Source organism: Micromonospora sp. NPDC049559, from assembly GCF_040676675.1.
GTDB lineage: Bacteria > Actinomycetota > Actinomycetes > Mycobacteriales > Micromonosporaceae > JBFAPK01.
Genome location: NZ_JBFAPK010000001.1, coordinates 342244 through 368647, shown reverse-complemented (window position 1 = coordinate 368647; position 26404 = coordinate 342244). Strand labels below are relative to the sequence as shown.

The window sequence follows — 26404 nt, the reverse complement described above, 5'->3', positions numbered from 1 at the left end:
GCGGTCTCAGAGCCCTTCGGCCACCGCTGCGGCGATCTTGAGCCAGGCGTCCCGGGTCGCCGAGCTGAGGTGCCCGTACCGGATCGGCTCGCCGGTGTCGATCAGGCGCTCGTACGGCGCCAGCAGCACCGCCCTGGTCCGGGCCGCGAAGTGCCGCTGGATCGCCGGTAGGTCGATCTCCTTGCGCGACGGTGGCATCGACACCACCGTCACCGCCTGCCGGACCAGCCGCTGCCGCCCGCTCTGCTCCAGGTGGTCCAGCATCCGCGCCGCGGTCTCCGCGGAGTCGTTCCGTGCGGACATGGTGACCAGCAGCTGGTCCGTCGCGTCGATCGCGGCCTGCCAGTTCTGCGCCCGGACGTTGTTCCCGGTGTCCACGAAGATCAGTTTGTAGAACCGACTCACCACCTCGCGGATCTCCGCGAAGGCGCCGGCGGTGAGCATCTCGCCGCCGGTGGCCGACTCGTCCGAGGCGAGCACGTCGAACATCCCCTCGCCCTGCGAGCGGACGTACTGCGACAGGTCCCCCACCCGGCCGTGCGCGCCCTGGAACTGTCCCAGGTCGCGCAGCAGGTCCCGCACGGTACGGGAGTGGAAGTCCTGCTGGGCCCGCATGCCGAGGGTGCCCTGCGTCTCGTTGTTGTCCCAGGCCAGCACGTACCCGCCGCGCTTCTGGCCGAAGGTCATCGCCAGCAGCAGGATCGCGACGGTCTTGCCGGCACCGCCCTTCGGGTTCACCACGGTGACCTGGCGCAGCCCGCCGAAGTTGCGGCGGACCATCTCGACGTCCTGCTTGATCTCCTGTTCGTGCCGGCCGGGGGCGAGCCGGACGAGACCCATGGTCGTCTTGTTGACCGCCGCGCGTACGCCCATCGTGGCGACCGGGTCAGCGGGGCGGGCGGCGCGGCGGCGGGCGAACTCCTCGGCCGTCGGAGCCGAACCGTCCGGCGTCCAGATCGGTTCCGGGAAGCCCGTGGCCGGTTGCGCCGGCACCCGGGCGACCCCGCCGGACTCGGCGTACGGCTGCTGCGGCACCTGGGCCACGCCCGGAAAGACCTCGGGGAGCGGGTCGCCCGGCGCGCCCGGCTGAGCCGGCGGTACGGGTGCCGCCTGCGGCCACGGCGGCGCGGCCTGACCCGGCCACGACGGTACGCCCGGAGCCGAGCCGTCCGGCCGGAACGGCGGAGCCGGTGGCGTGTTCTGCGGCGGGCCGGCGGGCGTACCGGGCGCCGCCGGAGGCATCCCGGGCGGCGTTCCCGGACCGACCGGTGGCGGTGCCGGCGGGTACGGACCCGCACCGGGTGGCGGGGGCCAGCCGGCGGCGGTCGCCGGGTAGCCGGGGGCGGCCGGATAGCCCGGCGTGGCCGGCGGGTACCCGGGCGCGGGCGGATAGCCCGCCGGAGCGGGCGGGCCCGGCGGACCGCCCGGCTGCCCCGCCGGGCCGGGTCCGGTCGGGCCGCCGGGCTGCCCCGGGTAGTCGCCGCCCGGCTGGGCGGGAGCGGCGGACTGCCCGGGATACCCCGGGGTGCCAGGCTGCCCGGGATACCCCGGGGCGCCGGGCTGCGGTGGGCCGTTCGACTCCGCGTTCGGCGGGTAGCCGGCCGTACCGGGCCACCCGGAGCCCTCCGGCTCGGGCGCCGCCGTACCGGGCGCGGCCGGCCAGGGCTGTGCCGCAGCCGACGGCGGCCCGGGCGGCTGCGGCGGCGTGGCGCGACCCGAGGCGTTGGTCGGCGGGACGGGCGGCCGCTGTGGCGGCTGTGCCCAGGGCGAGGCGGGCGCCTGGGGAAGCCGCCCCGGACCGCCGTCGGCCGCCACCGGGCCGGCGCCGGCGGTCGAGGTGTCCCCCGGCGCGTTGGCGATTGAGGTATTACCCGGCGCGTTGGCCGCCGACGGGTTGCCCGGCGCGGGAGTGGTCGGCGGGTTGGCGGTCGAGGAATTCGCCGACGCGCCGGCGGTCGAGGGATCGGCCGGCGTGGCGGCCGGCCCGGCGGGCGCGGGCGTCGCGCTGCCGGCCGGGCTCCTCGGAGTGCCGGTGGGCGCGGGTGTGTCGGAGCCGGAGCCACGGCCGGGCCCGGAACCGGGGACCGGCGGCGCGGAAGTCACCGATGCCGGGGGCGCCGATGCCGGGGTGGGCGGTGCCGAGGTCAGCGGTGGTGGTGGCGCGGTCGGCGGGACGGGGGCGGGCGCGGCCGAGATCGGCGGGTCCAGCGTGAAGGGCTGGTCGAGGTCGACGGCGGCGGCCGGCGGTACGGGGCTGCGCGGTCCGGCCGGTACCCGCTGCGAGGCGGCGATCGTCGGGCCGCCCGGGCTCGTCGGGCCGCCCGGGCTCGTCGGGCCGCCCGGGCTCGTCGGGCCGCCCGGGCTCGTCGGGCCGCCCGGGCTCGTCGGGCCGCCCGGGCTCGCCGACGCCGGTCCCGTACCGGGCCGCGGCGCGGTTTCCGACCGTGGCTCCGCTCCGGTCGCGCCGGATCCGGCGGCCCGTGCGGGCGGCACCGTCGAGCCCGATCCGGCGGACTCCGACCCGGCCGACGGGTTGGCGGTCGAGTGTTCGCCCGGGCCGACGGGCGGAGCGGGCGGTACGGCCGCCCGCGCGGCGGGTCTGGGCGCGTCCGGCGCGGCGCTGGCCGGCCGGGCGACTCCGGCGGCGCGTACCGGCGGGGTGGCGGTGCCGGACGCGGCGGGAGCACCGGAAGCAGCCGGAGCGCCGGGTGCGGCGGGAGCACCGGGTGCCGGGGTGTCCCCGGCGGGGGTGCTCGGCGGGGCCGCGACCGGCGGCCGGGCGATCGGACCGCCGGCGCCGTTGTTGCTGCCCAGCATCGGCCAGGCGCGGGTGGGCATCTCCTGCGCGGGCGACGCCGGACCGGAGAGGGCGGCCTGGGCCGGCAGGCCCGGGGGCCGCGACGACGTGGGGGACCCGGCCGGCGGGTGCACCGACGGCGGGTTCGGTCCGGGCGGCGGGGTGGCGTGCGGCGCGGAGGGCATGGCCGCCAGCACCGCGGGCGGCAGCGGCGGCGGGTTCATCGGGGGCGCCGGCGGCGGAGGTGCGACGGCACCCGGAACGGCAGTGCCCGGTGGAACGGCAGCGCCCGGCGGAACCGCGCCCGGAACGGCAGCGCCCGGCGGAACGGCAGCGCCCGGCGGGACCGCGCCCGGCGGCATGGGTACCGGCGGCGGCGCACCGAGCGGCGCGCCGGTGGTATCGCCCCGAGGTTCGGGGGTGATCTCCTCCGGCGGCCAGAACGGCTCGACGTCCCGTTGTGGCACCGCCGGCCCCTGGCCCGGTACGTAGACCCGGTCCGCATAGTCGTCCACGGCTTACCTCCCCCTTTCCCCGCCCCCCGAGGATATGCCGGTGCGGCAGCACCGGCCGGGCACGGAGGTCCACTGAGCGTCGGTACCGCGCCTCAGCGGGTGAAGACCGCCCATGCGCCCGGCTCGATCCACCAGGACCGCTTCCGGCTCAGCTCGCCCGCGACCCCGTCGTCCAGATAGGGCAGCCCGCTGTCGCGGGGGGTCACCGAGACGGCGCGGCCCCGGGCCCGCCGTACCTCGAGGCGTACCCGCCTCCTGCCCAACCCGGATCGGGTGACCACGGGTACGGCCACCGCGACGTCGATCAGCCCGTCGGCGGGGTCCGGGGCGCTGAGCAGGGCGAGCCCGGACAGCGCGGCGTAGCCGCCGGCATTGCCGACCACGCAGGCCATCAGCGGGTCGTCGCCGGTGGAGAGGACGGCGTCGTCCACCTCCACCCGGCCGCGCCAGGCGAGCGGGCGGTCGTTCTCGTCGGCCCCGCCGAGCAGGGCCCCGTCCAGGGTGACCGAGCCGCCGTCGTTGCGGAGCAGGTCGAGCCGGCGGACGCGGTCGTCGAGCACGGCCTCGGCCACCTCGACCGGGTCGCGGGGCAGCCCGAGCTGACCGGCCAGGTCGCTCGGCGATCCGGCGCCGGCCGTACGGGCGGGGTCCAGGGGGAGCAGCCCGATGGGCGGAAGATCCGGCATGGTGCGGTTCGCGGCGAGTTCGGCCGGGCGGCGGCTCGGCGGCGGGGCGTACCGGCGGACCAGCCGGCGCAGCACGGCGCGTAACTGGCCGTCACTGGCTGTAGCGACCACGAGCCGGGTCTTCCCGTCGGCCTCCGGCCAGTCCAACCCGTCGGCGCGCGCGGGTCCATCGAGTCTGCTCAGTACCTTGTCGATCTCCGCGTCGGAATGGGCGGTCACCGTCTCGACCCGGGCGCCGCGCGCCGTGAGCGCGTCCGCACAGGTCAGGACCGGTACGCGAGGGGTGTCGCCGCAGCCGCGGCCGTCCTCGGGGGCGGATCCGCAGCAGGCGTCCCCGCCGCCGCAGCCCGGCGCTTCGTCGCGCCCGGAGCCGAGGGTGAGCAGTACCACGTCGTACACGGGAGGAGGCCTCCTGCCTTCCACCACGGCCTGTGCGGGCCGGTCGTCACTTCTTGTTAGCCTGACACCTCGGGCTCGCCGCGCGGTCGCCACCTGGCACCCGAGCCCTTGGAGGCGGGGAAAGATGCCAGCGATCGTGCTCATCGGGGCTCAGTGGGGCGACGAGGGCAAGGGCAAGGTTACCGACCTGCTCGGCGGGGAGGTCGATTACGTCGTCCGCTACTCGGGCGGCAACAACGCCGGCCACACCGTCATCACCCCGGACGGGCAGAAGTACGCGCTGCACCTGATGCCGTCCGGGGCGCTGTCGCCGAACGCGATGATCATCATCGGGAACGGGGTGGTGGTCGACCCCAAGGTGCTGCTGGCCGAGATCGACGGACTGGCCGAGCGCGGCGTCGACGTCTCCCGGCTGCGGATTTCCGGCGACGCCCACCTGATCATGCCGCACCACCGCGCGCTGGACCGGGTCGTCGAGCGCTACCTGGGCTCGTCCCGGATCGGTACGACCGGGCGGGGTATCGGCCCGGCGTACGGCGACAAGGTCGCCCGGATGGGCATCCGGCTCCAGGACCTGCTCGACCCGGGCATCCTGCGCAAGAAGCTGGAGCTGGTGCTCCGGGAGAAGAACCAGATCCTGTTCAAGGTCTACAACCGCAAGGCGCTGGACCTGGACGCGGTGACCGAGGAGTACCTGGAGTACGCGGAGCGGCTGCGGCCGTACATCGCGGAGACGCGGGCCATGCTCTGGGACGCGCTGGACCGGGGCGAGACGGTGCTGCTGGAGGGCGCCCAGGCGACCATGCTCGACATGGACCACGGCACCTACCCGTTCGTGACCTCGTCCAACCCGACCGCGGGCGGGGCCTGCGTCGGCGCCGGCATCCCGCCGACGGCCATCACCCGGGTGATCGGGGTGAGCAAGGCGTACACGACGCGGGTCGGCTCCGGACCGTTCCCGACCGAGCTCTTCGACGCCCAGGGCGAGCACCTGCGCAAGGTCGGCGTCGAGTACGGCACCACGACCGGGCGGGAGCGCCGTACCGGCTGGTTCGACGCGGTGGTGGCCCGCTACGCGTGCCGCCTCAACGGCATCACCGACCTGGTGATCACCAAGCTCGACGTGCTGACCGGGCTCGAGAAGGTGCCGATCTGCGTCGGGTACGAGATCGAGGGCGAGCGCTTCGACGACATGCCGATGACGCAGACCGCGTTCCACCACGCCGTGCCGGTCTACGAGGAGCTGGACGGCTGGTGGGAGGACATCTCCAAGGCGCGTACCGAGGCCGAGCTGCCGGAGAACGCCCGCCGGTACCTGGCCCGGATCGAGGAGCTCTGCGGCACCCGGGTCTCCGTGGTCGGCGTCGGTCCGGGCCGGGACGAGAACGTGGTCCGGCACCCGCTCATCTGACGGCCCCGCCCGCCGCCATCCTCGTCGATCATGGACTTGTGGTCGGCGGTATGCCCCGAGTGGCGGCTTTTGTCGGCGCCACAACTCCATGATCGACGAGAGGGGCGGGGGCGGTCGCGTACGATCGGGCCTCGTGCGCGTACTTCTCATCGGTGGCGGCGGGCGGGAACATGCGCTCGCGCTCGGACTCGCCGCTGACCCCTCGGTCGATCAGCTCGTCGCCGCCCCCGGCAACCCCGGCATCGCCGAGGTCGCCCAGCTGCGCCAGGTCGACGCCACCGACCCGGCCGCCGTCGCCGCGCTCGCCGTGGAGACCGAGGCCGACCTGGTGGTGATCGGCCCCGAGGCGCCGCTGGTGGCCGGCGTCGCCGACGCGGTACGCGCCAAGGGCATCCCCGTCTTCGGCCCCTCGGCCGCCGCCGCCCGGCTGGAGGGCTCCAAGGCGTTCGCCAAGGAGATCATGACCGCGGCCGGCGTACCGACCGCCAGGGCGTACGCCTGCGCCGGGCGGGACGAGATCGAGCGGGCGCTGGACGAGTTCGGCGCCCCGTACGTGGTCAAGGACGACGGGCTCGCCGCGGGGAAGGGCGTGGTCGTCACCGCCGACCGGGCCGCCGCCCTCGCGCACGCCGAGCGCTGCGGCCGGGTCGTGGTCGAGGAGTACCTGGCCGGCCCCGAGGTCTCGCTCTTCGTGGTGACCGACGGCGAGACCGCGTTTCCGCTGCTCCCGGCTCAGGACTTCAAGCGCGCCGGGGACGGCGACACCGGCCCGAACACCGGCGGCATGGGCGCGTACGCGCCGCTGCCGTGGGCCCCGCCGGACCTGGTCGACGACGTGCTCGACCGCGTCGTCCGGCCGACCCTGACCGAGCTGCGCCGCCGGGGCACGCCCTTCGCCGGGCTGCTCTACGTCGGCCTGGCGCTCACCGCCGACGGGCCCAAGGTGATCGAGTTCAACGCCCGGTTCGGGGACCCGGAGACGCAGGTCGTACTCGCGCTGCTGGACTCGCCGCTCGGCGGCCTCCTGCACGCCGCCGCGACCGGTACGCTCGCCGCGCACCCGCCGCTGCGCTGGCGGCCGGGCGCGGCCGTGACCGTGGTGGTCGCCTCGGCCGGCTACCCGGCCAGCCCGCGCACCGGTGACGTGATCGACGGCGCCGACGCCCCGGGGATCGTGCACGCCGGCACCGCGCGCCGCGCCGAGGACGGCGCCCTGATCTCGGCCGGTGGTCGGGTGCTCTGCGCGACGGCGACCGGCCCGGACCTGGCCGCCGCTCGGGAGGCCGCCTACGCGCTGGTCGACCGGGTGACCCTGAACGGCTCGCACCACCGCCGGGACATCGCGCTGGCCGCGGTCGAGGGCCGGGTGGAGCTGCCCGACCGCTGAGCCGCGCGGGAACGCCCCCGGCTCACCCGCCGCACCGGGACGGAGACACGACGCCGGCTCACCCGCCGCGCCGGAACGAGGCCGGCGACTCACCGTCCGGCGGACGGCTCAGAACAGCCGCCCCCGGTACGGGTGGCTGCGCTGCCAGGTCTTCTCCCAGTCCGCGATGTCGGCGGCGGTCTCGGGCCGGTCGGAGACGTAGCGCCAGTAGTCCTCGGCCGCCCGCTGGAGTTCCGCCAGGGAGTACTGTCCCCGCTGGTCTTCGAGGATGGTGTTGCGCGCGGTGGCGCCGGCCCTGGTCACCCGTACCTCGAAGGCCTCGCCCTCCCACTCCGTCGCCTCGGCCCGGCCGCTGACCACGTCGTCGACGATGGCGAGCAGGTCCAGGCACTGGTACGGCGAGTTGCGCAGCTCCATCACGAACCACACGCCGAGCGGGACGTACCGGTCGTCCTCGGTCCGGTACCGCGGGAAGCCGTTCTCGTCCGTGTAGAAGCTGATGGAACTCAACGCCAACGTCTCCTTGGCTGCCGCGGGTGGGAATGGGCTGCTACAGGTACGGGAAGCCGTGCTTCAGCGCGCCGGTCGCCAAATCGTAATATCCCATGATCGGTACGCCCTCCTTCGACGTGCCCGTCCAGGTGCCGTCCGGGAACCTGGTGTTGTTCGCGCCGGCGTGGTTGAAGGCGTCGGTGACCGCGTCGTCGACCTGCTTCGGGGTCCAGTGGTCCGGGAAGAACGTGCTGCGGCCCTGACCGACCTTGGGTACCCACTGTCCGGGCGGGTCCTTGTAGAACTCGACCTTCGCCTCGTAGACCTTGGTGGTCGGGTTGCGGCGTACCACCTGCGTGATCCTGCGGTCCGGGAAGTCCGACCCGCCGGGGCGGTAGTGGTAGCCCTTGCGGTTCTCGCCCTCCATCATGTGTCGCAACCGCTCCGGCGTCATCCGGTCCGGCCGGGCCCGCTTCGCCACCCGCGCGTCCTGCTTGCGCAGGTACCGCAGGGCGGCCCGGAGGAGCTTTCCCGTCGCCTTCCGCTGGCTGTGCCGCTGCGCCATCCGCTACCCGTCGATCAGTTGCCAGACGACCTCTTGGAAGAGGTTGTTGATGATGGTCCGGGCGAGCTGCTGGAAGATCGGGATCTCGGCGAGCGAGGCGCCGAAGGTGGCCACCGCCGTGGCGACCGCCTGGGCGATCTGAATGGCCAGGATCACCAGTTGCACGATCACCGAGATCTTGAGCGCCAGTACGATCACCCCGCAGATGATCAGCCCGGTACCGGTGAGCAGGGCGGCCGTGACCCCGTCGCCCAGGTTCGCGATCGGGCTCTCCTGGTTTGACCACCACTGCTGGAACGCCTGGATGTCGCGGCCCTGCTGCCCGGACCAGACGGCCGCGGCGCTCCCGTTGGCCTCGTCGACGATGCCGGAGAGGGTGCCGGAGAACCGGATCCACGCCTGCCCCATCTCCAGCAGCTTCTCCTCGTCGGCCTCGGGCCACGAGTAACCGAGGAGGTCGAGCAGCGACCGCAACTCGCCCGGCAACTGCAGTCCCACCGGATCAGCCCCGGCCCAGCGAGTCGTGCATGGAGGTGAACCGGCGGTGGATCTCGGCCTCGTTCACCCGGTGCAGCGTGGCCATGCCGGAGACGTCCTCCCCGGCCGAGGCGATCTCGTCGAGGACGCTTTGGTAGCACTCGAAGGCGTACGAGGAGACCTCGTCGTGCGCCACCCCGATCAGCGAGCCGATGTCGTCGGACCCCCACGGGCGGCCGAAGCCCTGCAACTCGGCCTGGAACGCCTGGAGCGCGTCACCGAGGCGGGCGGCCACCTGTTCGAGCGCGCGGCCCGACTCGTCCAGGCGGTCCGGGTCGACCGAGAGGTCACCCATCACTTGCCGCCCTGGCCCGCCATGCGCTGCTGCGCGTCGACGAGCGCGCTGGCGAAGGCGTTGAGCTGCCGGCTCGCGTTCTCCTGGATCTCCTTGAGCCGCTCGTTCAGCCCGCTGAAGTCCGCCAGACCGCCGCCACCGCCGGCCTGCGAGCGCAGGTCCGCGAGGGCCGCGTTCACGGCCGAGAGCAGCTCTTCGGCGAGCGTCTCGGAGTCCAGCCGCAGCACCCGGGGATCGAGGGTGAGGCTGGTCAGCTGGCCGGGTGCGGCCGCCCGGACCCGGATCATGCCGTCGGCCGCCTCGCCGGTGCCCTCGACGGGCTCGGCGTCGGCGCCGCTCGCCTGGAACCTCTCCAGCGCCGAGGTCGCGTCGGCGAGCATGCGCTCGATGCCGGTGGAATCGATCCCGGCCGGGCCGGTACCGCTTGAATCGACGGGCTTGGTCATCGATAGTCCTTGGCGTGCGAGCGGGTGTTCGAGCGGTCGAGCCTTCTCGCGCACCCTCCGGGGTGGATGCAATTGATCTTAGGCGGCGCGCGCCAGCCCGACGTAGCTCCGGCGCGCGCCGGACGGGTCCGCCGGTGACGGACGGACGAGCCGCCCGAGCGCGGCTCCACTGGGGAGGAAGTGAGAATTTTATGCGACTCGGCAGGGTGTTCGCAGTGCTGACGGTCGGTCTCACGGCGTCGGCCGCCGTCGCCGTACCGGCCGTCGCGGCGCCGATCGGCGGTGCGGTAGCGGCGCCGGCGGCGGCCGTGACCGCCACGTACGACGCGTGGACCTGGAACGTCGCCGGCTGGAAGATGCACCGGGGCTCCACCACGGACGGTCTGATCACGGCGTTGGCCAACTCGATCCGTAACCGGGACTCGGACTTCGCGGCGCTGAACGAGCTGTGCTGGAGCCAGTACAAGGCGGTGCAGTCGAACCTGCGCGGTTCGGGCTGGCCGCAGGACGTGGAGAACTTCTCCCGGTTCGAGCCGCACAACGACACCGCGTGCGGCGGTGAGCCGTTCGGGCTGGCCATCTTCAGTCGTGCGCCGCTGGGCGCGGCGAACCGGTACGCGCTCGCCGAGGACGGCAGCTCCGAGCGGCGCAAGCTGCTCTGCGCCCCGCTGGAGGCGCGGCCGCACCTGCGGTTCTGCACCACGCACATCACCCCGTCGAACGATGTGATCAACGGTGAGAAAATCAACGAGACCCAGCTCGGCGAGGTGCTGGCCCGGGTGGAGGCGTTCCACGCCGCCGGCGACACCGTGATCATCGCGGGCGACTTCAACGCCCAGCCGCACTACGGGCGGTTGAACCCGTGGTACGCGCCGAGCCTCGACGTGGCCAACAACTCCGGCAACACCGGCGCGTACCGGGAGCTGGACGACACCGATTCGCGCTGCGTCGGCTACGGCGAGACGACGGTCGCCGACGGCAACACCGAGGGGCTCTGCGGGCAGGGCAAGAAGATCGACCTGATCTTCGTACGGGAGGACCGGCTCGCCGGGGCGTACGACGGGGACTCGCTCAGCATCGCCACCAGCTGCGGCGGCCCCTGCTCGGACCACCGCATCCTGATCGGCACGGTCACCGTCTCGGTCACCGCCTGACCGGCACCGGTACGCCCGGCCCAGCTCCCCCGATGCTGCGCCGGGCGTACCGGTCGCGCCCGGCCCGTCCCCCGCTGACAGCCTGTCGGTCGCCGGCCGTACCGGCATCCGGGCCGCAGCCCCGGTCCTACCCGGATCGCGGCCCCTACGGGTTCGGTCCGTCCCACCGCTCGCCGCCGAGCCGGCCCGCCTCCGACCAGCGCCGCAGCTCCCGGGCGAGCACCTTGCCGGTGGCGTTGCGCGGCAGGTACGGCAGGAACGTGACGTCGCGCGGCACCGAGAACCGGGCCCGGTAGTGGCGGACGTACTCGCGTACCGCCTCCGGGTCGAGCGCCTCGCCGTCGTGCAGCACCAGGAACGCGGCGAGCCGCTGACCGAACTCCGGGTCTGGTACGCCGATCACGGCGACCTCGCGTACCTGGGGCAGTCCGGCGAGCAGGTCCTCCACCTCGGACGGGAAGACGTTCTCGCCACCGGAAATGATCATGTCGTCCTCGCGGCCGTCCACGAAGAGCAGCCCGTCGGCGTCGACGTGGCCGAGGTCGCCGGTGCCCAGCAGCCCGTCCCGGCTCTCGCCGCCGTTGCCGGAGGTGTAGCCCTCGAAGAGCATCTCGTTGCCGACGAAGATGCGCCCGACGTGCCCGGCCGGCACCGGCTCGCCCTGCCGGTCGAGGATCGCCACGCGGGTCCCGTACGGCGGGCGGCCGGCGCTGGCCGGGGCGTGGCGCAGGTCGGCCGGGGTGGCGATGGAGGCCCAGGAGACCTCGGTCGAGCCGTACAGGTTGTAGACGATGTCGCCGAAGCGGTCCATGAACCGGGTCGCCAGCCCGCCGGGGAGCGCGGACCCGCTGACCGCGGCGATCCGCAACGGCAGCGGCTCCGGCGGCGCCGGTACCTCCAGCAGCCGTTGCAGCATCACCGGTACCGCGAAGAGCGCGACGCACCGCTGCTCGGCGATGATCCGCAGCGCCTCGGCGGGCTCGAACCGGCGCTGGAGCACGACGGTGTCGCGCATGGCGAAGGCGACCTGGAGAGCGGCGTACCCCCAGGTGTGGAAGACCGGGGCGGCGATCATCACGCGGTCGCGCGCGTGCAGCGGGATGCGGTCGATGATGGAGACCAACGGCCCGAACCCGCCGGGCGTACGCCGCTGCGCGCCCTTCGGGGTGCCGGTGGTGCCCGAGGTCAGCACGATGGTGCGCCCGTCCCGCGCGGGCGGGCGCAGCTCGTCCGGGGGCGCCTCCTCGATGAGCCGCGCCAGCTGCCGTTCGTCCACCCGGGGCACCGCCGCCGGCACCGTGACGACCCGCTCGGCGAACTCGACGTCGTGGATGAGCAGCCGCAGCCCCTGCTCCTCGGCGACGACGGCGAGCTGCGCGGCGCTCAGGCCGGTGTTGACCAGCACCGTGTCGGCGCCGAGCATGGTGCCGGCGACCGCCGACTCGACCAGGCCGCTGTGGTTGCGGCAGAGCACCCCGATCCGGTCCCCGGCCGCGATGCCGTACGCGCCGTGCAGCGCCACCGCCAGCCGCTCGCAGCGGTGCAGCAGCTCGCGGTAGGTGAGTTCACCCTGGCCCGCGTCGACCAGCGCGGTCCGGTCGGGGTCGCGGGCGGCGGCCTGGCGCAGCTCGCCGGCGAGGCTGAGTCCCCACTTGCGCAGGGCGTTGAGCTGGGCCGCGATCCGGACCGGGGAGCCCGGGGTGAGCATTCCCCGGCGGGTCATCGTGGCGACGACGAACGGCAGGGCCATCGCTGGGCCACCTCCTCAGTGGTTCAGGAAGGGCCCCTCCGCTGTCGCGTTTTGTGCGGGAAGAGGCCCTTCCACACGAGTCTGCCGGCGGGTCAGCGGATCTGCATCCCGGAGATGGCACGGGAGATGACCAGGCGCTGGATCTCGGAGGTCCCCTCGAAGATCGTGTAGATCTTCGCGTCCCGGTACCAGCGCTCGACCGGGTGCTCGCGCAGGAAGCCGGCCCCGCCGAGCAGCTGTACCGCCTTCTCGGTCACCGACACGGCGACCTCGCCGGCCTTCAGCTTGGACATCGAGCCCTCGCCCGCCTCGAACGGCCGGTTGTTCCGGCCCATCCAGGCGGCCCGCCAGACCAGCAGTCGGGCGGCGTCGATCTCCATCTTCATGTCGGCGAGCGCGAACGCGACCGCCTGGTTCTCGATGATCGGCCGTCCGAACTGGACGCGCTCCTTCGCGTACGCCAGCGCGTACTCGTACGCGGCGCGGGCGACCCCGATCGCCTGGGCGCCGACGGTGGGGCGGGACAGTTCGAAGGTACGCATCGCCGCCTGGCCGGCCGCCCGCTGTCCGGAGCGGGCCCGGTCGAGCCGCTCCAGCAGGGCCTCGCGGCCACCGAGCAGGCACCGCCCCGGCACGCGTACGTCGTCGAGGAAGACGTCGGCCGTGTGCGACGCGCGCAGCCCCAGCTTCTTGAGCTTGCGGGTGGCGTCGAGTCCCGCCGTGCCGGGCGGTACCACGAAGGCGGCCTGTCCGCGCGAGCCGAGCGCCGGGTCGACCGACGCGGTGACCACGTGCACGGCGGCGATCCCGCCGTTGGTGGCGTACGCCTTCTGGCCGCTCAGCACCCACTCGTCGGTGGCCTCGTCGTAGCGGGCCCGGGTGCGCATGGCGCTCACGTCGGAGCCGGCCTCGGGCTCGGTGGTGCAGAACGCGGCGACGGCCGGTTCGTCCACCGTGCCGAAGCACTGCGGAACCCACTCGACGAGCTGGTCCGGGGTGCCACTGCCGTAGATCGCGGCCACGGCCAGCGAGGTGCCGAAGATGGCCAGTCCGATCCCCGCGTCGCCCCAGAAGAGCTCCTCGTTGGCGATCGGCAGGGAGAGCCCGGTCGGGTCCGCCCAGCAGTTCGCGAGGAACTCGAAGCCGTAGAGTCCGACCTTGGCCGCCTCCTGGATCACCGGCCAGGGCGTCTCCTCCCGGGCGTCCCACTCGGCGGCGGCCGGGCGCACGACCCCGTCGGCGAAGCCGTGCACCCAGTCCCGCAGGTCCCGCTGTTCCTCGTTCAGGTCTAGCGAGAACTCGACCATGGTCAGGCCTTGGGGATGTCGAAGAGGTTGGCGATGTTGGCGGCCAGCCCCAGGTCACCCTTTGCCTTGAGCTTGCCGGTCATGAACATCATCACGGGGTTGGCGCCGCCCGAGACCACCTTGAGGAACTCGACCGGGCCCATGGTGAGCGAGAGCTTCGGGTCCTGCTCCGGGGTCTCGGAGACCCGGCAGGTGCCGTTCTCGATGATCACCTCGTAGGTGTCGGTGCCGCCGTCGGGGCGGCCGGTGATGTTCCAGTGGATGACGGCGTTCGTCGAGCCGGCGCGGTCGGCCCGGAACAGCGACGGCATCCGGTTGAAGACCTCGCCGAGGACCTTGCCCCGCACGTCGGTCGCCATCACCTGAGCGATCTTGTCGTCCGGAGTGGACTTGACGATCTGGGCGAACTGCTTGGGATCGACCGACGAGAAGGTGGCCGGATCGAAGTCAGTCATGAAGTCATACCTTCCGGGCAAAGTCTAGTTACTCCTGCGTAACCTTACGCACGAGTAGGTATGCTCGCAAGGTGCCGAGCACCCCCACCTTCAAGCGGCTCCCGCGCGCCGTACGCGAACAGCAGATGCTCGACGCGGCCGTACGGGTCTTCTCCCGGCGCGGCTTCCACGCCGCCAGCATGGACGAGATCGCCGAGGACGCGGGGATCTCCAAACCCATGGTCTACGCGTACCTCGGCACCAAGGAGGAGCTCTTCATCGCCTGCCTGCACCGCGAGGGCACCCGGCTGCTGGAGACCATCGCCGGCGCGGTCGACCCCGCCCAGCCCGCGGACGAGCGGCTCTGGGCCGGGCTACGGGCGTTCTTCGGCTTCGTCGGCGCGCACCGCGACGGGTGGGCCGTGCTCTACCGCCAGGCCCGCGGCGAGCGCCCCTTCGCCGCCGAGGTGACCGCCATGCGGGCCCGCATGGTCGAGGTGGTCGCGGGCATGCTCGCCCGCGCGGTACGGGCGGAGCACCCCGAGGTACGCGCCGACGAGCTGGAGACGATGGCGTACGCCCTCGTCGGCGCGGCCGAGTCGCTGGCCGACTGGCTCGCCGACCACCCGGACGCCGACCCGGACCGCACCGCGACCCGCCTCATGAACGTCGCGTGGCTCGGCGGCGCGCAACTGCTCTCCGGATCGGTCTGGCGCCCCGGTTCCTGACCCGGCCGCGACCCGTTCGGTAGGGACTCAGGCCGGCTCGGGCAGGTTCATCAGCGCGAGCTTGGCCGGGTCGACCACGACCGCGATCTCGGTGATCCGGCCGTCGACGACGGTGAACGCGACGACCGAGAGCGGAGTGCCGTCCTCGCGCCAGGCGATGACCCCGGGGAGGCCGTTGACGAGCGCCGCGCGCCCGTGAACCCCGGTGCTGGACAGGCGCGCGCCGGCCGCGACCCGGGTGGCGCCGAGGGTGACGACCACGCCCGACGGGGTGTCGACGGTCAGTTTCACCTCGGGGTCGAGCACCCGCAGCAACGCCTCGAAGTCGCCGTGGCGGGCCGCCGCCAGGAAGGCCCCGACCACCTCCCGCTGCTCCCGTCCGGCGGCGGACGGCCGTTCGACCGCCTGCACCTTCCTGCGGGCGCGGCTGGCGAGCATCTTGGTGGCGGCACTGGACTTGCCGAGGATCTGGCCGATCTCGTCGAACGGCACCGCGAACAGGTCGTGCAGCACGAATGCCAGCCGCTCGCTCGGCCCGAGCGAGTCCAGGACGACGAGCAGCGCGAGCCCGACCGAGTCGGCGAGCACCGCGTCGTCCTCGGGAACGGGACCGTCGTCGAGCGTCACCACGAGTTCGGACATGCGGTCGTCGTAGGGCGCCTCCGGGCGGGCCCGGCGCGACCGCAGGACGTCGAGGCTGATCCGGCCGACCACCGTGGTCAGCCAGCCGGCGAGGTTGTCGATGGTCGCCCCGTCCTGGCGGGAGAGGCGCAGCCATGCCTCCTGGACCACGTCCTCGGCGTCGGCGTGCGACCCGAGCATGCGGTAGGCGACCGCGCGCAGGCGGTCACGCTGGGCCTCGAACGCCTCGACCATCGGGCCCACCGGGCTGGTGTCGGACATGTTGTTACCTTCCTCGGCTCTGCTCCGTCATGCGTGATGACGGGCCCCAGGGGGCTCAGGTAACCGATGAAGGAGCAGTACTGATGGAACCACGCATGACCGGCCCGGCGAACCCCGACGTGATCACGGCGGTCCAGCACCTGTACAAGGCGATTCACGCCGGGGGCGTCGACAAGCGCCTGCTGTCACTGATCCATCTGCGTGCCAGCCAGATCAACGGCTGCAGCCCGTGCGTCTTCTCCTCGGTCCAGTCGGCGCAGAAGGAGGGTGAGACGGCCGAGCGGCTGCACAACCTGGTCGCCTGGCGCGACACGCCCTTCTACACCGAGCAGGAGCGGGCGGCCCTCGCCCTGGCCGAGGCCGCCACCCGGATCCAGGACGGCGCGCCCGGCGTGACCGACGAGATCTGGGACGCCGCCGCGGAGCACTTCGGCGAGGGTCAGCTGAGCGCCATCATTCTGGAGATCGCGCTGACCAACTTCTTCAACCGGATCAACCGCGCGGTCCGCGAGCAGGCCGGCAAGACCTGGTGAGCCGGCGGGGGCGTCATCCCCGGGAGGCCGCGCCTTCTCGACTTCAAGGGATGGCGTCCCCGCCGCTGGCCGACGGGAGGCGCGGGGCGTGGTCGGTCCCGCCCCCGCCCTGGAACGCGACGCTCGCGAGGGCGGTGAGTTCGGCGGCGACGGCGGCCGGGTCGGTGGTGTGCGGAAGGTGGCCGCTGTCGACGACCACGAGCCTCGATCCGGGGATCAGGTCCCTGGCCGTCTCGGCGGCGCGGAGCGGAAGGACGGGGTCGTGCCGCCCCCAGACCAGCACGGTCGGGGCGGTGATCCGCCCGGCCTCGGCCCGGAGGTCGTGCTCGGGAAGGCGGAAGCTGTGCCAGATCTCGGTGACCGCCGTCACTCCCGGCGTGGTGCGCGTGATCGCGATGGCGGCGGCTCGCGCCCGACGGTCGGCCGTGCTGCGCGGGCGCAGGTACGCCTGGGAGAAGAGGGGATAGACCAGGCGGACGAACCAGGGGCGGCTCATCAGCGCGCAGAACGCACGGCCCGTGAGCGTGGTGTCCTCGAAGCCGCCGCCGTCGATGATCATCAGTCCCCTGACCAGGTCGGGCCGTCTGATCGCCAGCCGGGCGGCGACGTTGCCGCCGACCGAGTTGCCGGCCAGTACGGCGCCGTCGGGGGTGAGCGAGTCGAGCAGCTCCTCGACGATCCGGGTCAGCCGCAGTTCGGTCGAGGGCGCCGTCCCGGCCGGAGACCGGCCGTGGCCCGGCCAGTCCACGCCGATGCTGCGCAGCCCGTCGGGGAGCAGCTCGCGGATCTCGTCGTAGTCGTGCAGGTCGTGCCCGCCGCTGGGCAGCAGGACGATCGGGTCGCCGCTGCCCCGGGAGTCGTACCCGACCGTCCCCGCGGATGTCGACAGTGTGGTCATGCGCTCAACCTAGCACGATGACCGACCGGTCGGTCAGTTCGCCCGTTCTCCGATTTCGGCGGGCCTATACTCCGGGCGATGGCAGAGGGAACCAGGGCGACCAGCGCGCAACAGACCCGCGAGGCGCTGCTCGACGCGGGCGCGGCGCTGGCGGAGGAGCACGGCCTGGCCGGCGTCAGCGTCAACATGGTGGTCGCCCGGGCCGGGGTCGCCAAGGGAACCTTCTACGTCCACTTCAAGGACCGCGCGGCCTTCGTCGACGCCATGCACGCCCGCTTCCACGCCCGGGTCGAGGCCGCCGTCGGCGCGGCGATCGCCGGACTGCCGCCCGGCGCCGAGCGACTTTTTCGAGGTAGCGAGGCTTACCTCGACGTCTCGCTCGCGAACCGGGGCGTCAAGGCGCTGTCGCTGGATGCCCGCTCGGACCCGGCCGCCCAGGGCTCGATGGAGGCGCGGCGCGAGCGGCTCGCGGCGGCGGGCGTGGCCGACCTGCAGGCCATGGGCTGGGAGGACGCCGAGGAGGCGGCGCGGCTGCTGGGCGCGATGACGCGGGAGATCTCGGTACGGGAGTTCGACGCCGGCCACCGGCTGCCGGCATCGCGCCGGGTGCTGCGGCGGTTCCTCGGGCTCTGACCTGCCGGGGAAAGCCGATCTCCAAACTCGGCCGCGTGACCCGGCCGCCGGTCAGCCGGGGTGGATTCCGCTGCGGCGGGCGAGGTCGGTGACGGGTCCGGGGATGCGGCCCGGGATGCGGCGGGTGAGGTCGCGTAGTACGGCGTGGGCGGCGGGGCGGTGGCGGATCTCGGCAGGGGCCAGCCGTTCGGCCTCCAGCAGCAGTGGTACCGCCTCGCGTGCCCGCCCGAGGTGGCAGTAGGCGCGGGCGACGTCGAGCAGGTGTTGGGCGCGGCGTTCCGGCGCCAGCCCCCGGAAGGCGTGGCCGTCGAGCCGGTCGTGGGCGTCGGCGGCCCGGCGGTGCTCGCCTAACTCCACGTCGGCGGCGATCCGGTGCAGGCTGAGGTTGGTGGCGTTGAAGCTGGTCCAGTAGTGGTTGGCGGCCGGGTGCAGGTCGCGCACGACCCGTGCGGCCTCGCCGATCAGGTCCCGCACCCCGGCATCATCGGCGAGGTGCGCGGCGGCCATCGCGGCCTGGAGCAGCAGCGATCCGTACACGGAGAGCTGTTGGCCGGTGGCGGTGCGGGCGTCGCCGGGGGCGAGCCGGTTGACGGCGACGAGCTGCGTTTCGAGGGCTGGGCGGGGGCGGCCGAGGGTGAGCAGGGCGTTGCCGGCGCGACTGTCGGCGGTACCGGCGAGCAGCGGATCGCCGGCGCGGACCGCGACCGCGCGGGCCCGGTCGGCGGCGAACCAGGCCAGCTCGGGTTGCCCGGTCTTGCGTAGCGTCGAGGAGGCGATCTGATACGACTGGGCCAGCAGGTGCGCGGCCCGCGCCGCGTGGTCGTCGTCGTGCCGGTGGTGTGTGTCGGCGTGCTGCGCCCGGCGCAGCAGCTGCGGCAGGCTCCGGGTGAGTGTGTCGTAGCCGCCGTGCTGGAAGCTCAGCCACGCGTGGTCGACGGCGCCGCGCAACTCGCCCAGGTCGGCCGGCACGGCGTCCGCGTCGTCGGGGTCTTCCGACCAGGTGTACCGGGCCAGCGCGGCCCGGATGTCCTCCACCTCCCCCTGGTCCGCCGCCTGTTCGGGCGCGGCCGGGGCGAGCAGCTGCTCGACCGGGATCTCCAGCACCCGGGCGATCTCGTGCAGCACCGAGACCCGGTCGAGGCGCCGCACGCCCCGCTCGACCTTCTCCACCCAGCTCTTCGACCGGCCGACCCGGTCGCCGAGCATCTGTTGGGTCATGCCCCGCCGCACCCGCCAGTACGCCACCCGCCGCCCCACGGACGACCCGGACCCCTCGCTGGCAGCGCTCTCCGACATCGGCTCCCCCTCGGCTGGTCCGTGGATGGGTGCCGCCCCGAGACCCCTTCAACCCGGGGCGGCACCCGTACGGTTCCGCCCGTCTTTTCCGGTGCCGACAGATCCGAGCGGTTCCGCTCAGCCGAGATTGCCGTGTGTCGCCGGATTGTCACACGACGTCGATATAACTTTTGGGACGTCCCGATCGTCCGGTGTGGAGGTAACCATGCAAGAGGCGCTGCGAGTGGCGATGGCGGCAGCGGGCGAGACCTGCGAGTCGCTGGCGGCCAAGGTGGGGGTTGATCCGAAGACGGCGGGGCGGTGGCTTTCGCCTGGGCGCGTTCCGCAGCCGAGGCACCGGGCGGCGGTGGCGGAGCTGCTCGGTCAGCAGATCGGAGACCTCTGGCCGGAGGCGGTCCGGCGGCGGGACGTGGAGTGGTTCCGCCCGTGGGCCCAGATCGAACAGGCCGCGTCGTCGCTGCGGTCGTTCGAGTCCAGCGTCCTGCCGGGGCTGCTCCAGACCGAGGCGTACGCCCGCGCGGTGCTGAGCAGCGGGCCGCTGGCCGGCGCGGAGGTCGAGGGACACGTCGAGGCGCGACTCGACCGGCAGCGGGCCGTCCTGGACCGCGACGACCCGCCGCTCGCGGTCTTCCTCATCGACGAGGCGGCGCTGCGGCGTGGCGCGCCGGAGATCATGCACCCGCAGCTCGACCACCTCATCGAGATGTCGCTCCGCCCGCTCGTCATGGTGCACGTGCTGCCGCTCACCGCCGGCCTGCACGCCGGGCAGGCCGGGCCGTTCGTCATCGCCACCCTCGACGGCGAGGGCGACGTCGGCTACCTGGACGACCAGGCGGCCGGCCGAGTCACCGACGACGTTGCCGCCCTCTGGCGGGTCTGGGACACTCTGAGGTCGGTGGCGCTTCCGCGCGACATGTCGAGAGACCTCCTGAAGGCGCGAACATGGATGAAGTGACCGGCGCCCGCTGGCGCACGAGCACCCGCAGCAGCTCCAACGGCGGCAACTGCGTCGAGGTCGCCGACAACCTCCCCGGCCGCGTCCTCGTACGCGACAGCAAGGACCGCGACGGCGGCACCCTCACCTTCGCCCCCACCGCCTGGCGGGCCTTTGTCGATCTGGTTAAGACAGCCAGGCCCGTTTGAGCTGGTCCGCCGGACATGCTCGAATCAGAACACCTCGCTAATCGAGCCATGCTCGTCGGGCCTGACTGTCGTTGTTGAGCAACGCCCTCGATAGATTCCGAGCGGTCCTCAGGGATGTTGGGTCATCCCGCTGGTCGGCTTCGCCGTGGCCGGCGCGCCAGGCTCGACCGCGGCCGTCTGTGCCGGACTTGGGGTAGGCGGGTCGTCCAGCCATCCCTCGATCGGGTCGGTCGCAAAGCTGTTAGCGAAGATCACAAAGGCCGTGATGGCGCCAACCAGCAGTAGTAGTACCACGGCCGCACCCGACAAGGTCACCTTCGATGAGGTCTTCATCGGGTACCAGGATTCCTCCGACCCCTTGCCAAAGCCCTTTCCATTGGCCGCAGCAGCGGTGGGCCGACGAGGCTGAGCGCCCGGCGATGCGCAGCACCAGCGCTGGCATCGGTTCGGTCAGCTCAGACCGGCGTAGAAGGTACGCAGGTCGGCGGCGAGGACGTCGGGGACGACGTGCGCGGCGTAGTGGCCGCCCCGGTCGTACGACCGCCAGTGCACGATGTTGCGATGGTCGCGCTCGGCGAAGGTACGCATCGAGACGAAGTCGCCCGCGAACATCGCCAGCCCGAGCGGTACGGTCGTCGGCTCCGTGGGGTGCTCGGCCTTCGCGTCCTCGTAGTAGAAGCGGGTCGCCGAGGTGGCCGTACCGGTCAGCCAGTAGAGCATCGTGTTGGTCAGCACGAAGTCGTCGTCGACGTCGGCCGCGTCGCCGAAGAGCTGCGCGTTCCAGCCGAGCAGGCCGACCGGCGAGTCGAAGATGGCGTACGCGAGCGTCTGCGGCTGCTGGGAGTGCAGGATGTTGAAGGACATCTTGTTGTCGTGGAACCACTGGAGCACTTCGAGCGCCTTCTGCTCCTCCGGCGTGATCCTCTCGAACTCGGCCGGGTCGCCGGAGGGAAACGAGAAGATCTGGGTCACGTGCACGCCGACGACGTGCTCCGGGTCGACCCGCCCCAGTTCCGGGGCGACGAACGAGCCGCCGTCGTTGCCGGCCGCGCCGTACCGGTCGTAGCCGAGCCGCCGCATCAGCTCCGCCCACGCCCGCGCGGTGCGGTACCGGTTCCAGCCCCGCTCCCGGGTCGGCCCGGAGAAGCCGAAGCCGGGCAGCGACGGGATGACCAGGTGGAAGGCGGGCTGGTCGGGCGCCGGGTCGGTGAGCGGCTCGATGACCCGCAGGTACTCGACGACCGAGCCGGGCCAGCCGTGGGTCAGGACCAGCGGCAGCGCGTCCTCGCGCGCCGAGCGGACGTGCAGGAAGTGGATGTTCTGCCCGTCGATCTCGGTGGTGAACTGCGGGTACCCGTTGAGCTTCGCCTCCCAGGCGCGCCAGTCGTACCCGTCGCGCCAGTACTCGGCCAGCCGCCGGACGTACCCGAGCGGTACGCCGTAGTCCCAGCCGGCGTCGGGGATCTCGTCCGGCCAGCGGGTGTTGTCGAGTCGGGCGGCCAGGTCGTCCAGCTGGGCCTGGGGTACGGCGATGCGGAAGGGCTTGATCTCGTCGTCAGCGCTCATGGCAGGAACGCTACGGGGGCTTCCGGTCAGGTCCTGTCCTGAAGCCCTGGCAGACTCGAAACATGTTGGAGACTTCGGCGCGACTGCTGCGGCTGCTGTCGTTGTTGCAGGCCAGACGCGACTGGCCGGGCCCGGCGCTGGCCGAGCGGCTGGGCGTGAGCGAGCGGACCGTACGCCGCGACGTGGACCGGCTGCGCGACCTCGGCTATCCCGTGCACGCCACCCGGGGCACCGACGGCGGCTACCGGCTCGGCGCCGGTACGGCCATGCCGCCGCTGCTGCTCGACGACGACGAGGCGGTGGCCGTGGCGGTCGGGCTGCGGCATGCGGCCGGCGGCACCGTGGCGGGGATCGAGGAGACCTCGCTGCGCGCGCTGGCCAAGCTCGAACAGGTGCTGCCGGCCCGGCTGCGGCCCCGGGTCGGCGCGTTGCAGGCGTACACCGAGCCGGTACCCCCGGACCGGCCCGGTCCGGTCGTCGACCCGGCCGTGCTCACGGTGCTCGCGGCGGCCTGCCGGGACCGGGAGCGGCTGCGCTTCGACTACCGCGGCCACGACGGGTCGGCGACGGTCCGCGCCGTCGAGCCGTACCGGCTGGTCTCCTGGGGCCGTCGCTGGTACCTGGTCGCCTGGGACGTCGACCGCGAGGACTGGCGTACCTTCCGGGTGGACCGGGTCCAGCCGCGCACCCCGACCGGCCCGCGCTTCCCGCCCCGGGAGCCGCCCGAGGGCGGCGCCGCCGCGTACGTGACCCGCGGCGTCTCGGCCGCCGCCTGGCGCTACCGGGCCCGGGTGTTGGTGCACGCGCCCGCCGAGGTGGTGACCGCGCGGATCAATCCGGCCGTCGGGGTGGTGGAGGCGCGCGACGAGCGGAGCTGCGTGCTGGACACCGGCGCGGACACCCCGCACACCATCGCCGTCCACCTCGGCCTGCTCGACCTGGACTTCGAGGTCACCGAGCCGCCGGAGCTGGTCGCGCGGCTGCGCGTGCTGACCGACCGGTACGCCCGCGCGACCGCCGACGCGCCGCCCGCCGACGCACCGCCCGCCGACGCACCGCCCGGCCGCCGACCGGCCGGCTTCCGCTAGGCGACGTGCACGAGCGGGCGGCGGCGCAGGTCCGGCTCGGCCTCGCGCAGGATCTCCCGGGTGAGCGGGGCCACCTCGCCCTCGCCGAGGAAGAAGTAGCGCAGCAGGTAGATCACCGGATTGCCCTCGGTCCAGGCGAAGTAGATGTGCGGCAGCTTGCCGCTGATGTCCCGTACGTAGAGCAGGAAGCCGGCGATGGTGTTGGCGATGCTCGCCCCCTCCAGCCGCAGGATGCGGTAGCCGTACCGCTCCTCCCCGGTGACGTTGACGGTCCACTCGAACTCCGACGGGTCGCGGACCGTGACCTCCAGGAACAGCACCGGTTCGCCGTCCGGGATGTGGTTGGTGGTGCGCTGCTCGGCCTCCTTCTCGCGGTACTCGACCTCGTCGCGTTCGTTGGGCTCGTTGGCGATGATGTGGATCTCCCCGGCGGCCTCCTCGGCGATGAAGCGCTGGGCGAGCGGGTCGAGGTGCACGGCGGTGACGCGCAGCTCGGTGGCGCGGGACACCCGGGAGAGCACCGAGGTGATGATGATCGCGACGATGAAGAGCGAGGCGATCCGTACGCCGTCCGGCCGCTCGATGATGTTGGTGATGGTGGTGTAGCCGAGGACCACGGTGATCACGCCGAACGCGAGGGCCGGCCGACGCTGGCGGTGGCGGCGCGCCGAGAGGGTGACGGCCAGCGCCGCCGACGTGATCAGTACGAGCACGCCGGTGGCGTACGCGCCGCCCTGGGCGGTGACGTCGGCGCGGAAGAAGATCGTGATCAGGAACGCGACCAGGGTCAGCACCAGCACCAGCGGCCGGACCGCCCGGACCCAGTACGGGGCCATGCCGTACCGGGGCAGGTAGCGCGGGATGAGGTTGAGCAGGCCGGCCATGGCCGAGGCCCCCGCGAACCAGAGGATCAGCACGGTGCTGATGTCGTAGACCGTCCCGAAGCCGTTGCCGAGGTAGGCGTGGGCGAGGAAGGCCAGGGCGCGCCCGTTCGCCTCGCCTCCGGCCTCGAACTCGTGCTGGGGGATGAGGACCGTGGTGACGAAGCTGCTGGTGATCAGCAGGACGCTCATGATCACGGCGGCTGCGGTGAGCAGGCGCCGCGCGCCCCTGATCCGCCCGTGCGGCAACTCGGGCCGGTCGCCCCGCTCGCCCCGGATGAGCGGCATCACCGCCACGCCGGTCTCGAAGCCGGAGAGGCCGAGCGCGAGCCGGGGGAAGACCAGCAGGGCGATCACTCCGATGGCGAGCGGGTCGGGGTGCGCCCGGAACAGCTCGGCGCGCCAGTTCGAGAAGAGGACGGGGTGTTCGAGGACGTACCCGAGGGTCACCAGGATCACGATCACGTTCAGTACGAGATAGGCCGCGACCAGCACCACCGCGATGCCGATCGCCTCGCGGAACCCCTTGATGAAGACCGCGCCGAGCGCCGCGACGAGCACCAGGGTCACCAGGATCTGCTGGTCCTCCATCCCCTGCGGCAGATACGGGTTCTCCAGGATGTGCGCGCTGGCGTCCGCGGCGGAGAGCGTGATGGTGATGATGAAGTCGGTGGCGGCGAAGCCGAGCAGGGCCAGGACCAGCAGCTTGCCGTTCCAGCGGGGGAGCAGCCGCTCCAGCATGGCGATCGACCCCTGGCCGTGCGGGCTCTCCCGGGCGACCCGGCGGTAGACCGGCAGCGCGCCGAAGAGGGTGAGCGCGACCAGGACCAGGGTGGCGATCGGGGAGATCACCCCGGCGGCGAGGGCGGCGATGCCGGGCTGGTAGCCGAGGGTGGAGAAGTAGTCGAGGCCGGTCAGGCACATCACCTGCCACCAGCGCCGCTGGTGCTCGGGCGGCGCGGTGTGCGGTCCGCTGACCCGGCCCGGTTCGATGCCGTGCAGGAGCCAGGCGCGCAGCCCACGGGCGGGCCGCCGCGCCCGCCGCGCGCCTTCCCCCGACTGACCCACCACGTCGCTCCCCCGCCCGGCGGAACTGATGGTCCGCCGCGAGTCATCGTCACCCGGAGTGGGTGGCCCGCGTACCCGAACCGGCAGCAAGGGTGCGAATCGCCCCGGCGCGGCATCGCCCGGCGCGGCATCGGCCGACGGGCGCGATCGAGGGGCTGTTCACCGGGCCGGCCTCGGCCGGGCGGGCCCTAGGCTCGCGGTGGGCCCCTTCCGGTCGATTGGCGCGACCGGAAGGGGCCCGCTGGCGTCGCCGTGCGGATCGGTGGCGGAGGCGGCTAGATCCTGCCGGTACCGGCGCCGCCGGTCACGATCGACTTGACGCTGCTCGCGGCGTCGAGCGTGTACGAGTACGGGATGCCGGCGACGCTGCCGCCGGTCTCGCCGCTGCCGGAGCTGACCAGCTGGTTGTTGCGGGCGACCAGGTTGCCGTCCGGCGAGCTGCCCTCACCCCGGTGGTACGGGTCGTCGACGTTCTCGAAGTAGTTGCCCTCGACCAGTACGCCGGCGTTGCAGGTCGAGGCGACGCCGTACCCGCCGTTGCCGTTGTAGTAGTTGTTGTAGACGTGCACCGGGTTGCCGAAGCGGACCCGGGGGTGGCGCTGGTTGGAGCCGTCGAACCAGTTGTGGTGGTAGCTCACGCGCAGGCGGCCGACGTCCTCGCTCGCGTTGTCGTCGCTGTGCCCGAGCAGGAACGACTTGTCGTGGTTGAAGACCCGGTTCCACGACACCGTGGCGCAGTCGGAGCTGCGCTTGATGTCGACCGCGCCGTCGTTGCCGTTGCTGAAGTTGTTGTGGTCGATCCAGACCCGGGTGGAGTACTGGACGTTGATCGCGTCGTCGCTCCAGTCCCGGAAGTTGATGTTCCGGATGATCACGTTGCTCACGCTGGCGACGTTGAGGCCGCCGCCGGTGATGGCCGCGTTGCTGCCGACGCCGATGATCGTCTTGTTGGCCGCCACCTTCTGCATGCCGCTGATCGCGATGGTGCCGGAGACCCGGATCACCCGGGCGCCGCTGGCCTGCATGTTGCTGATCAGGGCGGAGGCGGTGGTGACGGTGACCGGCGAGGTGCTGCCGCCGCCGGAGGTGCCGCCGCACTGGGTGCCCCAGCCTTCGAGGTTGAAGGTCGCCGCGGAGGCGGCGGGCATCGAGGCGAGGGAGGTGGCGGCCAGCACCGCCGCCGTGGCGGCGGCGAGCAGCGGTGCCCGGCCGAACCGGCGGCGGGCGGGGGTTGGCGATTCGTTCGCGTTCACGAGGGAGCCTCCTGGAGAGGGGGTGTACGGGTACGCGGCCGGTGGCGGCGCGCTGCCCGGGTCGCGGACGCCACCGGGTGGCCCGGGCGTCGGGGGGACGGATCCCGGGCGGGGTACTGGAAAGCGCTTTCCTAGTTGTCGAAGCGTATCGACAGATTGCCGGTATGTCAACGACAGATTTCAATGCATATCTGTACCGTCGCGCCCTGCCATCTGATGCATTACGGCAGGTCAGCAGG

At 72.9% G+C, this 26404-nt stretch carries 27 protein-coding genes; 10 read left to right on the top strand and 17 right to left on the bottom strand.

Features of this window, described 5'->3' with window-relative positions:
- Positions 1-6: 6 nt before the first annotated feature.
- Positions 7-1815 (bottom strand): chromosome partitioning protein, encoded by a 1809-nt coding sequence (locus AB0J86_RS01630; RefSeq protein WP_363850800.1) that lies wholly within the window; start codon positions 1813-1815, stop codon positions 7-9.
- Here AB0J86_RS01630 and AB0J86_RS01625 point away from each other — a divergent pair.
- On the top strand, positions 1706-3289 hold the full coding sequence (locus AB0J86_RS01625) for a hypothetical protein (RefSeq protein ID WP_363851666.1): 1584 nt from the start codon (positions 1706-1708) through the stop codon (positions 3287-3289). The genes AB0J86_RS01630 and AB0J86_RS01625 overlap by 110 nt on opposite strands.
- Positions 3290-3404: 115 nt before the next feature.
- On the opposite strand, the gene AB0J86_RS01620 is transcribed toward AB0J86_RS01625, so the two are convergent.
- On the bottom strand, positions 3405-4397 hold the full coding sequence (locus AB0J86_RS01620; RefSeq protein WP_363850797.1) for a hypothetical protein: 993 nt from the start codon (positions 4395-4397) through the stop codon (positions 3405-3407).
- Positions 4398-4521: 124 nt separating this feature from the next.
- On the opposite strand from AB0J86_RS01620, the gene AB0J86_RS01615 reads away from it, so the two are divergent.
- Positions 4522-5808, top strand: coding sequence for an adenylosuccinate synthase (locus tag AB0J86_RS01615; RefSeq protein ID WP_363850795.1), 1287 nt, complete (start codon positions 4522-4524; stop codon positions 5806-5808).
- 133 nt (positions 5809-5941) lie between these two features.
- Positions 5942-7195, top strand: coding sequence for a phosphoribosylamine--glycine ligase (gene purD, locus AB0J86_RS01610; protein WP_363850792.1), 1254 nt, complete (start codon positions 5942-5944; stop codon positions 7193-7195).
- A 108-nt stretch (positions 7196-7303) separates the two neighbouring features.
- Here purD and AB0J86_RS01605 read toward each other — a convergent pair whose 3' ends face one another.
- Genes AB0J86_RS01605 through AB0J86_RS01585 form a run of 5 tightly spaced genes read right to left on the bottom strand, consistent with a single transcriptional unit; the run spans position 7304 to position 9530 of the window.
- The gene (locus AB0J86_RS01605) at positions 7304-7705 is read right to left on the bottom strand and encodes a hypothetical protein (protein ID WP_363850790.1); all 402 of its coding nucleotides are present in this window, start codon (positions 7703-7705) and stop codon (positions 7304-7306) included.
- Positions 7706-7745: 40 nt separating this feature from the next.
- The gene (locus AB0J86_RS01600; RefSeq protein ID WP_363850788.1) at positions 7746-8252 is read right to left on the bottom strand and encodes an EndoU domain-containing protein; all 507 of its coding nucleotides are present in this window, start codon (positions 8250-8252) and stop codon (positions 7746-7748) included.
- Positions 8253-8255: 3 nt separating this feature from the next.
- Positions 8256-8750 carry a hypothetical protein gene (locus AB0J86_RS01595; protein WP_363850786.1) on the bottom strand — a complete coding sequence of 165 codons (495 nt, stop codon included), beginning with the start codon at positions 8748-8750 and terminating at the stop codon, positions 8256-8258.
- A 4-nt stretch (positions 8751-8754) separates the two neighbouring features.
- A complete protein-coding gene (locus tag AB0J86_RS01590; protein ID WP_363850783.1) occupies positions 8755-9084 on the bottom strand; it encodes a hypothetical protein in 330 nt (109 codons plus the stop codon).
- Positions 9084-9530, bottom strand: a complete 447-nt coding sequence (locus AB0J86_RS01585) for a YbaB/EbfC family nucleoid-associated protein (protein ID WP_363850781.1) — start codon at positions 9528-9530, stop codon at positions 9084-9086. The genes AB0J86_RS01590 and AB0J86_RS01585 overlap by 1 nt, the downstream gene beginning before the upstream one ends.
- 275 nt (positions 9531-9805) lie before the next feature.
- On the opposite strand from AB0J86_RS01585, the gene AB0J86_RS01580 reads away from it, so the two are divergent.
- Positions 9806-10684: an endonuclease/exonuclease/phosphatase family protein gene (locus AB0J86_RS01580; protein WP_363851591.1), complete on the top strand. Its 879-nt coding sequence runs from the start codon at positions 9806-9808 to the stop codon at positions 10682-10684.
- Positions 10685-10829: 145 nt separating this feature from the next.
- Here the strand turns inward: AB0J86_RS01580 and AB0J86_RS01575 are convergent, their stop codons facing one another.
- The 3 genes from AB0J86_RS01575 to AB0J86_RS01565 form a co-directional block, all read right to left on the bottom strand.
- On the bottom strand, positions 10830-12434 hold the full coding sequence (locus AB0J86_RS01575) for an AMP-binding protein (protein ID WP_363850778.1): 1605 nt from the start codon (positions 12432-12434) through the stop codon (positions 10830-10832).
- A 92-nt stretch (positions 12435-12526) separates the two neighbouring features.
- Positions 12527-13741, bottom strand: coding sequence for an acyl-CoA dehydrogenase family protein (locus tag AB0J86_RS01570; protein WP_363850775.1), 1215 nt, complete (start codon positions 13739-13741; stop codon positions 12527-12529).
- A gap of 2 nt (positions 13742-13743) precedes the next feature.
- Positions 13744-14196: an SCP2 sterol-binding domain-containing protein gene (locus AB0J86_RS01565; RefSeq protein ID WP_363850772.1), complete on the bottom strand. Its 453-nt coding sequence runs from the start codon at positions 14194-14196 to the stop codon at positions 13744-13746.
- A 71-nt stretch (positions 14197-14267) separates the two neighbouring features.
- Here AB0J86_RS01565 and AB0J86_RS01560 point away from each other — a divergent pair, with 71 nt between their 5' ends.
- Positions 14268-14903, top strand: coding sequence for a TetR/AcrR family transcriptional regulator (locus tag AB0J86_RS01560; protein ID WP_363850770.1), 636 nt, complete (start codon positions 14268-14270; stop codon positions 14901-14903).
- A gap of 27 nt (positions 14904-14930) precedes the next feature.
- Here the strand turns inward: AB0J86_RS01560 and AB0J86_RS01555 are convergent, their stop codons facing one another.
- Positions 14931-15806, bottom strand: coding sequence for a sigma-70 family RNA polymerase sigma factor (locus tag AB0J86_RS01555; RefSeq protein WP_363850767.1), 876 nt, complete (start codon positions 15804-15806; stop codon positions 14931-14933).
- 83 nt (positions 15807-15889) lie between these two features.
- Between AB0J86_RS01555 and AB0J86_RS01550 the strand changes: the two genes are divergently transcribed.
- Positions 15890-16339, top strand: coding sequence for a carboxymuconolactone decarboxylase family protein (locus AB0J86_RS01550; RefSeq protein WP_363850764.1), 450 nt, complete (start codon positions 15890-15892; stop codon positions 16337-16339).
- 43 nt (positions 16340-16382) lie between these two features.
- Here the strand turns inward: AB0J86_RS01550 and AB0J86_RS01545 are convergent, their stop codons facing one another.
- Positions 16383-17237 carry an alpha/beta hydrolase gene (locus tag AB0J86_RS01545; protein ID WP_363850761.1) on the bottom strand — a complete coding sequence of 285 codons (855 nt, stop codon included), beginning with the start codon at positions 17235-17237 and terminating at the stop codon, positions 16383-16385.
- 78 nt (positions 17238-17315) lie between these two features.
- Here AB0J86_RS01545 and AB0J86_RS01540 point away from each other — a divergent pair, with 78 nt between their 5' ends.
- Positions 17316-17870: a helix-turn-helix domain-containing protein gene (locus AB0J86_RS01540; RefSeq protein WP_363850758.1), complete on the top strand. Its 555-nt coding sequence runs from the start codon at positions 17316-17318 to the stop codon at positions 17868-17870.
- A gap of 51 nt (positions 17871-17921) precedes the next feature.
- On the opposite strand, the gene AB0J86_RS01535 is transcribed toward AB0J86_RS01540, so the two are convergent.
- A complete protein-coding gene (locus AB0J86_RS01535; RefSeq protein WP_363850756.1) occupies positions 17922-19166 on the bottom strand; it encodes a helix-turn-helix transcriptional regulator in 1245 nt (414 codons plus the stop codon).
- A gap of 205 nt (positions 19167-19371) precedes the next feature.
- Between AB0J86_RS01535 and AB0J86_RS01530 the strand changes: the two genes are divergently transcribed.
- Both AB0J86_RS01530 and AB0J86_RS01525 read left to right on the top strand, forming a co-directional pair.
- Entirely contained in the window at positions 19372-20121 is a 750-nt protein-coding gene (locus AB0J86_RS01530; RefSeq protein WP_363850753.1) for a DUF5753 domain-containing protein, read from the top strand.
- Positions 20118-20309: a DUF397 domain-containing protein gene (locus AB0J86_RS01525; RefSeq protein WP_363851588.1), complete on the top strand. Its 192-nt coding sequence runs from the start codon at positions 20118-20120 to the stop codon at positions 20307-20309. Before AB0J86_RS01530 ends, AB0J86_RS01525 begins: the two co-directional genes overlap by 4 nt.
- A 108-nt stretch (positions 20310-20417) precedes the next feature.
- Here the strand turns inward: AB0J86_RS01525 and AB0J86_RS01520 are convergent, their stop codons facing one another.
- Positions 20418-20642 carry a hypothetical protein gene (locus tag AB0J86_RS01520; RefSeq protein WP_363850750.1) on the bottom strand — a complete coding sequence of 75 codons (225 nt, stop codon included), beginning with the start codon at positions 20640-20642 and terminating at the stop codon, positions 20418-20420.
- A 117-nt stretch (positions 20643-20759) separates the two neighbouring features.
- Positions 20760-21875, bottom strand: a complete 1116-nt coding sequence (locus AB0J86_RS01515; RefSeq protein ID WP_363850747.1) for an epoxide hydrolase family protein — start codon at positions 21873-21875, stop codon at positions 20760-20762.
- A 62-nt stretch (positions 21876-21937) separates the two neighbouring features.
- Here AB0J86_RS01515 and AB0J86_RS01510 point away from each other — a divergent pair, with 62 nt between their 5' ends.
- The gene (locus AB0J86_RS01510; RefSeq protein ID WP_363850744.1) at positions 21938-22963 is read left to right on the top strand and encodes a YafY family protein; all 1026 of its coding nucleotides are present in this window, start codon (positions 21938-21940) and stop codon (positions 22961-22963) included.
- On the opposite strand, the gene AB0J86_RS01505 is transcribed toward AB0J86_RS01510, so the two are convergent.
- Both AB0J86_RS01505 and AB0J86_RS01500 read right to left on the bottom strand, forming a co-directional pair.
- Positions 22960-24912 (bottom strand): amino acid transporter, encoded by a 1953-nt coding sequence (locus AB0J86_RS01505; RefSeq protein ID WP_363850741.1) that lies wholly within the window; start codon positions 24910-24912, stop codon positions 22960-22962. The genes AB0J86_RS01510 and AB0J86_RS01505 overlap by 4 nt on opposite strands.
- 275 nt (positions 24913-25187) lie before the next feature.
- Entirely contained in the window at positions 25188-26165 is a 978-nt protein-coding gene (locus tag AB0J86_RS01500) for a pectate lyase (protein WP_363850738.1), read from the bottom strand.
- Positions 26166-26404 lie beyond the last annotated feature (239 nt).

Excerpts from the sequence above, each read along its gene's own strand:
- AB0J86_RS01615 (WP_363850795.1), top strand. The coding sequence starts at position 4,522 with ATGCCAGCGATCGTGCTCATCGGGGCTCAGTGGGGCGACGAGGGCAAG.
- AB0J86_RS01600 (WP_363850788.1), bottom strand. The coding sequence starts at position 8,252 with ATGGCGCAGCGGCACAGCCAGCGGAAGGCGACGGGAAAGCTCCTCCGG.
- AB0J86_RS01590 (WP_363850783.1), bottom strand. The coding sequence starts at position 9,084 with ATGGGTGACCTCTCGGTCGACCCGGACCGCCTGGACGAGTCGGGCCGC.
- AB0J86_RS01585 (WP_363850781.1), bottom strand. The coding sequence starts at position 9,530 with ATGACCAAGCCCGTCGATTCAAGCGGTACCGGCCCGGCCGGGATCGAT.
- AB0J86_RS01575 (WP_363850778.1), bottom strand. The coding sequence starts at position 12,434 with ATGGCCCTGCCGTTCGTCGTCGCCACGATGACCCGCCGGGGAATGCTC.
- AB0J86_RS01570 (WP_363850775.1), bottom strand. The coding sequence starts at position 13,741 with ATGGTCGAGTTCTCGCTAGACCTGAACGAGGAACAGCGGGACCTGCGG.
- AB0J86_RS01565 (WP_363850772.1), bottom strand. The coding sequence starts at position 14,196 with ATGACTGACTTCGATCCGGCCACCTTCTCGTCGGTCGATCCCAAGCAG.
- AB0J86_RS01555 (WP_363850767.1), bottom strand. The coding sequence starts at position 15,806 with ATGTCCGACACCAGCCCGGTGGGCCCGATGGTCGAGGCGTTCGAGGCC.
- AB0J86_RS01550 (WP_363850764.1), top strand. The coding sequence starts at position 15,890 with ATGGAACCACGCATGACCGGCCCGGCGAACCCCGACGTGATCACGGCG.
- AB0J86_RS01545 (WP_363850761.1), bottom strand. The coding sequence starts at position 17,237 with ATGACCACACTGTCGACATCCGCGGGGACGGTCGGGTACGACTCCCGG.
- AB0J86_RS01540 (WP_363850758.1), top strand. The coding sequence starts at position 17,316 with ATGGCAGAGGGAACCAGGGCGACCAGCGCGCAACAGACCCGCGAGGCG.
- AB0J86_RS01535 (WP_363850756.1), bottom strand. The coding sequence starts at position 19,166 with ATGTCGGAGAGCGCTGCCAGCGAGGGGTCCGGGTCGTCCGTGGGGCGG.
- AB0J86_RS01530 (WP_363850753.1), top strand. The coding sequence starts at position 19,372 with ATGCAAGAGGCGCTGCGAGTGGCGATGGCGGCAGCGGGCGAGACCTGC.
- AB0J86_RS01520 (WP_363850750.1), bottom strand. The coding sequence starts at position 20,642 with ATGAAGACCTCATCGAAGGTGACCTTGTCGGGTGCGGCCGTGGTACTA.
- AB0J86_RS01515 (WP_363850747.1), bottom strand. The coding sequence starts at position 21,875 with ATGAGCGCTGACGACGAGATCAAGCCCTTCCGCATCGCCGTACCCCAG.
- AB0J86_RS01510 (WP_363850744.1), top strand. The coding sequence starts at position 21,938 with ATGTTGGAGACTTCGGCGCGACTGCTGCGGCTGCTGTCGTTGTTGCAG.